Source organism: Herpetosiphon llansteffanensis (assembly GCF_003205875.1).
Lineage (GTDB): Bacteria > Chloroflexota > Chloroflexia > Chloroflexales > Herpetosiphonaceae > Herpetosiphon > Herpetosiphon llansteffanensis.
In genome coordinates this window covers 1-7,122 of the sequence record NZ_PUBZ01000003.1, presented here as the reverse complement: position 1 = coordinate 7,122, position 7,122 = coordinate 1, and the positions used below count along the sequence as shown (strand labels likewise).

At 52.0% G+C, this 7,122-nt stretch carries 6 protein-coding genes; 3 read left to right on the top strand and 3 right to left on the bottom strand.

The genetic code is table 11. The features are described 5' to 3' along the window. The first annotated feature begins 277 nt into the window (after nucleotides 1-277). Entirely contained in the window at nucleotides 278-1,768 is a 1,491-nt protein-coding gene (gene glpK / locus C5S61_RS00090) for a glycerol kinase GlpK (protein WP_110513066.1), read from the top strand. Between the two features lie 6 nt (nucleotides 1,769-1,774). Beyond that, entirely contained in the window at nucleotides 1,775-2,515 is a 741-nt protein-coding gene (locus C5S61_RS00085) for an AraC family transcriptional regulator (protein ID WP_110513064.1), read from the top strand. On the opposite strand, the gene C5S61_RS00080 is transcribed toward C5S61_RS00085, so the two are convergent. Continuing rightward, nucleotides 2,512-2,946 (bottom strand): ester cyclase, encoded by a 435-nt coding sequence (locus C5S61_RS00080; protein ID WP_110513062.1) that lies wholly within the window; start codon nucleotides 2,944-2,946, stop codon nucleotides 2,512-2,514. The genes C5S61_RS00085 and C5S61_RS00080 overlap by 4 nt on opposite strands. 276 nt (nucleotides 2,947-3,222) lie before the next feature. On the opposite strand from C5S61_RS00080, the gene C5S61_RS00075 reads away from it, so the two are divergent. After that, nucleotides 3,223-4,449 (top strand): GGDEF domain-containing protein, encoded by a 1,227-nt coding sequence (locus C5S61_RS00075; RefSeq protein ID WP_110513060.1) that lies wholly within the window; start codon nucleotides 3,223-3,225, stop codon nucleotides 4,447-4,449. On the opposite strand, the gene C5S61_RS00070 is transcribed toward C5S61_RS00075, so the two are convergent. Beyond that, entirely contained in the window at nucleotides 4,446-5,621 is a 1,176-nt protein-coding gene (locus C5S61_RS00070; RefSeq protein WP_164689136.1) for an MFS transporter, read from the bottom strand. The genes C5S61_RS00075 and C5S61_RS00070 overlap by 4 nt on opposite strands. Nucleotides 5,622-5,666: 45 nt before the next feature. Next, nucleotides 5,667-6,794 carry a LuxE/PaaK family acyltransferase gene (locus C5S61_RS00065; protein WP_110513056.1) on the bottom strand — a complete coding sequence of 376 codons (1,128 nt, stop codon included), beginning with the start codon at nucleotides 6,792-6,794 and terminating at the stop codon, nucleotides 5,667-5,669. Nucleotides 6,795-7,122: the final 328 nt, after the last annotated feature.

The following is a 7,122-nucleotide window of genomic DNA, read 5'->3' as shown; positions in this document are numbered from 1 at the left end:
GGACTGGGGAGCAGGATTCAGGGGCGCGGGGCCAGAGAGTATTGTAAGGATGAGGGATGAAGGTTAGAGCATAGAACAAAGAGCATAGAACATAACGTCTGGCTGTAGGTTATGGGCTATCGGAAGCATAATCAGAGAAATCTGTGTCAATCTGTGGCAAAAAAACGAAACCTTCGCGATCTTCGTGGTTTCGGTACTTCGTGCTCTTCGTGGATCAACCTATCCGATTCCCGACAACCAACAACCAATCCCCATTTATTACAATGAGGTAATTTGTATGCAGTATATTGCGGCGCTCGACCAAGGCACAACTAGCACACGCTGTATGGTGTTCGATCATGATGGCAATGTCGTAGGCGTTGATCAACGGGAACATAGCCAGATTTTTCCACGGCCAGGTTGGGTTGAGCATAATCCAGCAGAGATTTGGCAACGCACGCAAGGCGTGATTGCTGGGGCATTGGCTGCTGCCAATATTGAAAAAGCTGATCTTGCGGCACTTGGCATTACCAACCAACGCGAAACGACCGTGGTTTGGGATCGTCACACGGGCAAGGCGATTTATAACGCTTTGGTTTGGCAAGATACCCGCACCGATCAGCTGGTGCGCCAATTTGCCGCCGACGGCGGCCAAGATCGCTTTCGAGCCAAAACGGGCTTGCCATTGGCAACCTACTTCTCGGCTACCAAAATTCGCTGGCTGCTCGATCAGGTCGAGGGTGCACAGGCAGCGGCTGAAGCTGGTAATTTGCTATTTGGCACGATCGATTGTTTTGTGGCGTGGTGGTTGACTGGCGGGCCACATGGCGGCTTGCATATTACCGATACAACCAATGCGTCGCGCACCTTATTGCTCAACCTCGAAACTGGCGATTGGGATGCTGAATTATTGGAGATTTTTCGGATTCCGCGCAGCATGTTGCCCAGCGTGCGTTGCTCAAGCGAGGTCTATGGCACGTGTCGCGGTCAACTCGATGGCGTGCCCTTAGCAGGGATTTTGGGCGATCAACAGGCGGCGACGGTTGGCCAAGTTTGTTTTGAGGTTGGCGAGGCCAAAAATACCTATGGCACTGGCAACTTTATGCTGCTCAACACTGGCGAACGCTTGGTGCAATCAAGCCATGGGCTAATCACCACGCCAGCCTATCATTTTGGCCAGCAGCCAACCTGGGCCTTAGAAGGCTCGATTGCAGTAACTGGCTCGTTGGTGCAATGGCTGCGCGATAATTTAGGCATTATTCATAGTGCTGGCGAGGTTGAGGGCTTGGCAGCGAGCGTTGCTGATAATGGTGGCGTGTATTTGGTCCCTGCTTTTTCGGGCTTGTTTGCGCCGCATTGGCGCTCTGATGCGCGTGGCGTGTTGGTTGGCCTGACTCGCTATGTCAACAAAGCCCATATTGCGCGAGCTGCGCTTGAAGCCACCGCCTACCAAACCCGCGAAGTGGTGAGCGCCATGGCCCAAGACTCAGGAGTTGAATTAAAAGCCCTCAAAGTCGATGGCGGCATGGTTGCCAATGAATTGTTGATGCAGTTTCAGGCTGATATTTTGGGTGTGCCCGTTGTACGCCCGAAAGTTGCCGAAACCACCGCTTTGGGTGCTGCCTATGCAGCTGGTTTGGCCGTTGGCTACTGGGCTAATCCTGCTGAATTGCGTGCCAATTGGAGCGAAGGCAAGCGTTGGGAACCGCAAATGAGCGTCGATCAGCGCGATAGCTTGTATGCGCAATGGGGCAAGGCGGTAGAACGCACCCTGAATTGGCAAGAATAAACTGCGATGCAGATCTATTGTTTGTATCAAACCTTGGCAGCTTTTGATAGTGGCTGGAAACAGTTTCCGCATCATTATTTGCTATATGCTGCGCAGGGTGCATTTCAGCTGGAGGTGGCAACAATGCGTTGGTTGTTGCCACCACAGCGGGCTGCATGGATTGCGGCGCATGTGCCAATTCGGATTCATTGCCAAAGCGCGGTGGTGTGTAGCTCGTTGATCGTTCCACCAAGCAGCCTCGATTTGCCAATCGCTGATTGTCGCGTGTTTAGCGTTTCGGCCATGGCTCAAGCTATGTTGGAACATGCCAAACGCTGGCCCCAAAATACTGAGTTTGATCCCAAAGCTGAGCGCTTTTTATTGGCTTTAGCCGATGTTTGTTTGGAGCTAGCGGCGCAACCTGATCGTTTTTGGCTGCCAGTCGCTCAATCGGCAGATTTGCAATGCGCCTTGGATTATAGCTTGGCGCAGCTTGAGCAACCAATTAATTTGGCCATGGCTGCCCAAGCAGGAGCCATGGCCGAACGCACCTTGGCGCGGCGTTGTGCCAGCGAATTGGGCTTGTCGTGGCGCGCCTATTTGCATCGTGCGCGTATGATTCGGGCAACCGAATTGTTGCTTGCCAGCGATTTGCCCATTTTAGAAGTTGCTTTGGCGGTTGGTTTTGAAAGCGTAACCAGCTTTAGCAGTGCCTTTCGCCAATTTAGCGGCCAAGCACCACGCCAATTTCGCCAAGGCTATGCTTAACGTTGGCAAGCTTTTTGCCCATCAAGGCTTACCTGCAATTGTTGAAATAAGCCAGCGGTATCAAATAAAGCCCAATGCTCAGCAATGCGGCCTTGGGTTAAGCGATACATCCGATAAACTGCAACGTCAACTGTTTGCCCAGTTGACGCAATGCCCCGAAATTCACCCAAATGAGTTGCCCGAAAACGCAACTGAACGACAACCCGATCAGCCTCGGCTACCGTTTGCAGAATGTGCTGCTGATGATCGGGAAAACTGCGGCCCAATTGTTCGAGGATTGCGATTAATCCAGCTTGATTGGCTGGCTGATAGGCGTGGTCGACATAATCATTGCTGAGTAATTGCTCGATGCTATTCAGGTTCTTTTGGTTCCAACATTGCTCGATAAATTGGTGAACGATTTGGCGATTGATTGTGATTTGCTCAGACATTGCAACAGCTCCATAACCTATTTGATGCTGCTAGTCTAGCGAATTTGTTGGCGACAGGCTGCTTGCAAACTGCCAAAAACCTATTCCAAGCGGCCAAATGGCTAGCCAGATTGCGGCCATAATCGCTACTAATTGGCTACTTTAGAAAAACTACCGCTAGTGGTATTGTAGTAGTAGACTAAAACGAACGAGCTTTAACTCTACGACACACTTCTTCGGCGTTACTTGCTCAATCCTTTTGACCAGTAAACTACCCACCCTACGGAGGTAGGATGCATGGCGCTCGATCAGCCAACGGTTAGCTTGATTGTCGGAATTGGTTTGTTGCTCCAAGCGTGTGTGATTGGGGCTTTTTTGGTTTTTGTCCGGCGCTACCAAGGGATACGCTGCTTTTTGCTGGGCACAATTGGCTTGGGCCTAGGCTTTTTGATCCAAGCTTTGCTTCCTGCTAGCTCATTGATTGCAACCACTGCCAGCTATATCGTGCTGCTCAGTGGTTTGTTTGGCTTGAGCAATGGCATTTTGCGTTTCATTGGGGCCAATAATTCTGCGCGCATCTATGGATTTAGTTGGCTGCTTGTAGTTGGCTTGCTGAGTGCAAGCGCTTGGTGGTGGGCTGCGCCAAGCCTGATTATTAGTTTGGCGATGCTGATGGGCAGCGTGGGCATGGCCTATACCGCAATCCGGGTCTGGTTTCAACGCACAATTCCCTATCAAAGCGCCAGTCGCTTGTTGGCAATTGCCTTGGGGTTGAAAATTGCGTTGGTCGTTGCTGGGCTAAGCTACGGCTGGTATCGCTATGCTTGGCCGAGTGTCGCGAGCTTGCAAGTTGGCTATAGTGTGTTGATTTTGCTGCTTTCGCTGCTGTGGACTGGTGGTTTTGGCGTGATGATTACCCAGCGGCTGCAATGCGATTTATCTGCGTTGGCGAGTGTTGATGTGTTGACTGGCCTCGCCAATCGGCGCGCTATCAACGACTATTTAGAGCAAGCAATGGCCAAATGGCGGCGCAACCAGCAGGGTTTTGCGGTGATTATGCTGGATATTGATAGTTTCAAGCAAATTAATGATCGCTATGGCCACCACGCTGGTGATATGGTGCTGCGCCATATTGGCTTGGTGCTCAGCGAACAAGTGCGAATTAACGATCTGATTGGGCGTTGGGGCGGCGAAGAATTTTTGTTAATCGTTGATGCGGCGACGGTGCAACAGGCAAGTTTCTTGGCCGAACGCTTGCGCCAAGCCATTCAACATCAGCCAACCATCTGGTGCGAGCAGGCTATTCAGCATACAGTCAGCATTGGGATTGCGGTCTGTGGTTGGCATGGTTTTAACGAAACCCAATTGCTGACTGCTGCCGATTTAGCGCTCTACGAAGCCAAAGAAACTGGGAAGAATCGTTGGGTTGTCTATGAGCGCCATATGTTGAACCAACTTGAGACAGGCGTAGCCATTAACAACGAAGACCTGGTTTTTGATGTTGATTCATCGATTTATGCCTAGTGGGCTGGTTGCGCTTGGGGTTCAGCGCTAGGCAAGCCAACCGCAATTAATGCCCCTGCTACCACCAAAACGCTGCCCATCAAATAGGGCGAGGCTTCGCCAACATTCGCGAGCATCCACGTTGCGTAGAGCGGGGCGAAAATCCGTGCCAAGCTGCTCATCGATTGATAGAGGCCCATATTTTTGCCGCGTTCGTGGGCTGTTGAATTGCGGCTAACCAATGATGAAAGTGATGGCGTGAGCAAGCCTTCGCCGATTGCCAGCACGATACAAATCGCCACCAAATGCCACACATTTTGAATAAAGCCCAAGCCTGCCAACGAGAGCGCCAGCAACAACGAGCCAGCCACAATCAAGCTTGCTTCGCCAAAGCGGGCTGCTAAACGGCGAATTAATCCACCTTGCACAATTGCCACCACAACCCCAACTCCCGCCAAGGTATAGCCAGTCTGATACGAGCCAAATTCCAGGCGACGCGCTGCAAACAAGGCAAAGGTTGTTTCAAAGGCCACAAATGCCAAGTTGATTAACAAGGTAATGCTGAGCAAGCGACCAACGTTGGGCTTGCGAACTGCTGCAACCAACGTCATTAGGTTCGATGTGCGGCCTTGTTGTGGAGCATGACGTTCTGGCTCTGGCAGCACAAAAAAGGTCAAAATCAAACTGAGCATGGCAATGCCAGCAGCCACAAAAATGGGCAATTGATAATTGCCATCGCGACTGAGCAACGCGCCAATTGCTGGCCCGGCTATAAATCCCAAGCCAAGTGCCGCGCCAACCATACCCATGCCACGCGCCCGATCTTTGTCGGTGGTTACGTCGCTCACATAGGCTTGCGCGATTGAAATATTGCCGCCAGTTGCGCCATCGAACATGCGCCCCACGAACAGCCAAACGAGGCTATTGGCGAAGCCAAACAGCAGCAAACTACAAACCGTGCCAATCAAGCTCAAAATGAGCAGCGGGCGACGGCCAAAGCGGTCGGATAATTGGCCAAGGATTGGGGCGAAGATAAATTGCATCAAGGCATAACAGCCCACAATCAAACCAACTTGAAACTCAGAAGCCCCAAATTCTTGAGCATAAAACGGCGTGATCGGAATCACGACCCCATAGCTCATTGTGCCAACAAAAGCGATCAAAAAGATGGTCAAAAGAGGAGAGCGTTTCATAGGCGAGTTTCTAGCCATGCGAGCGGCTAGTGGCTCCTATAACTATTAGCCATTGCCATTGCGGCGAGCAGCTAGGACATCTTCAACAGCCAGCGAACAACCGCGAAGTTCAGCTCCGCTAGCCCGACCAAGTACCTCGAAGCCATCGGCCACGACCACGCCTAAATCTTCGGTTTGCAAGGCAAGCACCGAGTAGAGATTGGCCAAATCGAGGTGGCGCAACAGGCCAGTTTCGCCAGCAGGCAATGGTGCAAAGGTGGTTGGGTCGACAACTTGGGTGCGCACCCATGGCACAACGACTTTATGCCGTGGCTGCCATTCGCGCAGATAGGCCGAGTGCAACGAGCTATCATAAAATTGGCTACCCAACTCGGTCATACCATATTCGTTGACACACATGGTCGATGGAATACCCAAAACATCGCTGTAGAGGGCATATAAATCGTTGCGGGCAATGTCGCGCACTTTGCCTTTTGAGCCGCCAGTATCCATCAAGCGGCTGCCCTTGGGCAATTGCCAACGCTTGCCATGCTCGGCGCACCAATCGAGAAAATAGACGAAGGTATACATCACGCCCATCAAACAAATGGGCTGATTGTTGGCAACCGCAGTGTCGAGCGCTGCGGCTAAGGTTGCTGAATCAAGGCCCTCGGCACTAAAAACATAGCGGCTTTCGGGGCTGCCATGCTGCTCAATTGCATCGCTAAGCATATGCGCCAACGACGATTGCGGCAGTTCATGCTGCTGCCAAAACAGCACATAAATTGGCATCCGTTTGGCATCGGGAAATAGGTGGTAGGCTAAATTTGGTCGCAACGATGCTTCATACAAGGAGCGATCGCGAATATAGTGCGAGCCACGTTGTTCGCTGCCTTGGGTTGTGCCGCTGGTGCGGTAAATCACTTGGGCCTCTTCGGGCGGAAAGGTGGTGAGCGGTAAGTGTTTGAAGGCTGTGGTCGGCACTGCCGGAATCTCCGACCAATGCAGCACCCGCTCAGGGCTGAGCATACGCCGCTCACAATAGCGTTGATAGACCAGATTATGTTGCCATTGGTAGCGAAACGTGCGCAAGGCTAAATCATTAAATAAACTATCGTCAGCAGGGTCGATCGAGCGCACACCTGCTTGCATCAAAGCACGAATTTCGAAGTCTAGGGTTTCTATCTCGTTCATTTCCAACCTCTGTTGAGCCAAAACACGCCCTCGGGACGCAACCTGAATTGTACCACGGGCACTTTGGGTCTTGTTATCAATAAGGTCAGAAGTCAAAAAGCAAAAAGAACAGAGAGCATAGAGGTTGGGGATTGGGGGTCGGGGATCAGGTGCTGGGCTAGCGGGAAGAGGAACATGCCCTCACCCCCAGCCCCTCTCCCACTGAACGCGGGCGAGGGGAGCACCCGTTTTCCACCACGCAGTGCAGTAGAATCACCATAGAAAAGCCCATCGCCCGCGCGACGGCAGAGGGGTTGGGGATCGGGGATCGGGGATTGGGCTTTAACGC

Excerpts from the sequence above, each read along its gene's own strand:
- glpK (WP_110513066.1), top strand. The coding sequence starts at position 278 with ATGCAGTATATTGCGGCGCTCGACCAAGGCACAACTAGCACACGCTGT.
- C5S61_RS00085 (WP_110513064.1), top strand. The coding sequence starts at position 1,775 with ATGCAGATCTATTGTTTGTATCAAACCTTGGCAGCTTTTGATAGTGGC.
- C5S61_RS00080 (WP_110513062.1), bottom strand. The coding sequence starts at position 2,946 with ATGTCTGAGCAAATCACAATCAATCGCCAAATCGTTCACCAATTTATC.
- C5S61_RS00075 (WP_110513060.1), top strand. The coding sequence starts at position 3,223 with ATGGCGCTCGATCAGCCAACGGTTAGCTTGATTGTCGGAATTGGTTTG.
- C5S61_RS00070 (WP_164689136.1), bottom strand. The coding sequence starts at position 5,621 with ATGAAACGCTCTCCTCTTTTGACCATCTTTTTGATCGCTTTTGTTGGC.
- C5S61_RS00065 (WP_110513056.1), bottom strand. The coding sequence starts at position 6,794 with ATGAACGAGATAGAAACCCTAGACTTCGAAATTCGTGCTTTGATGCAA.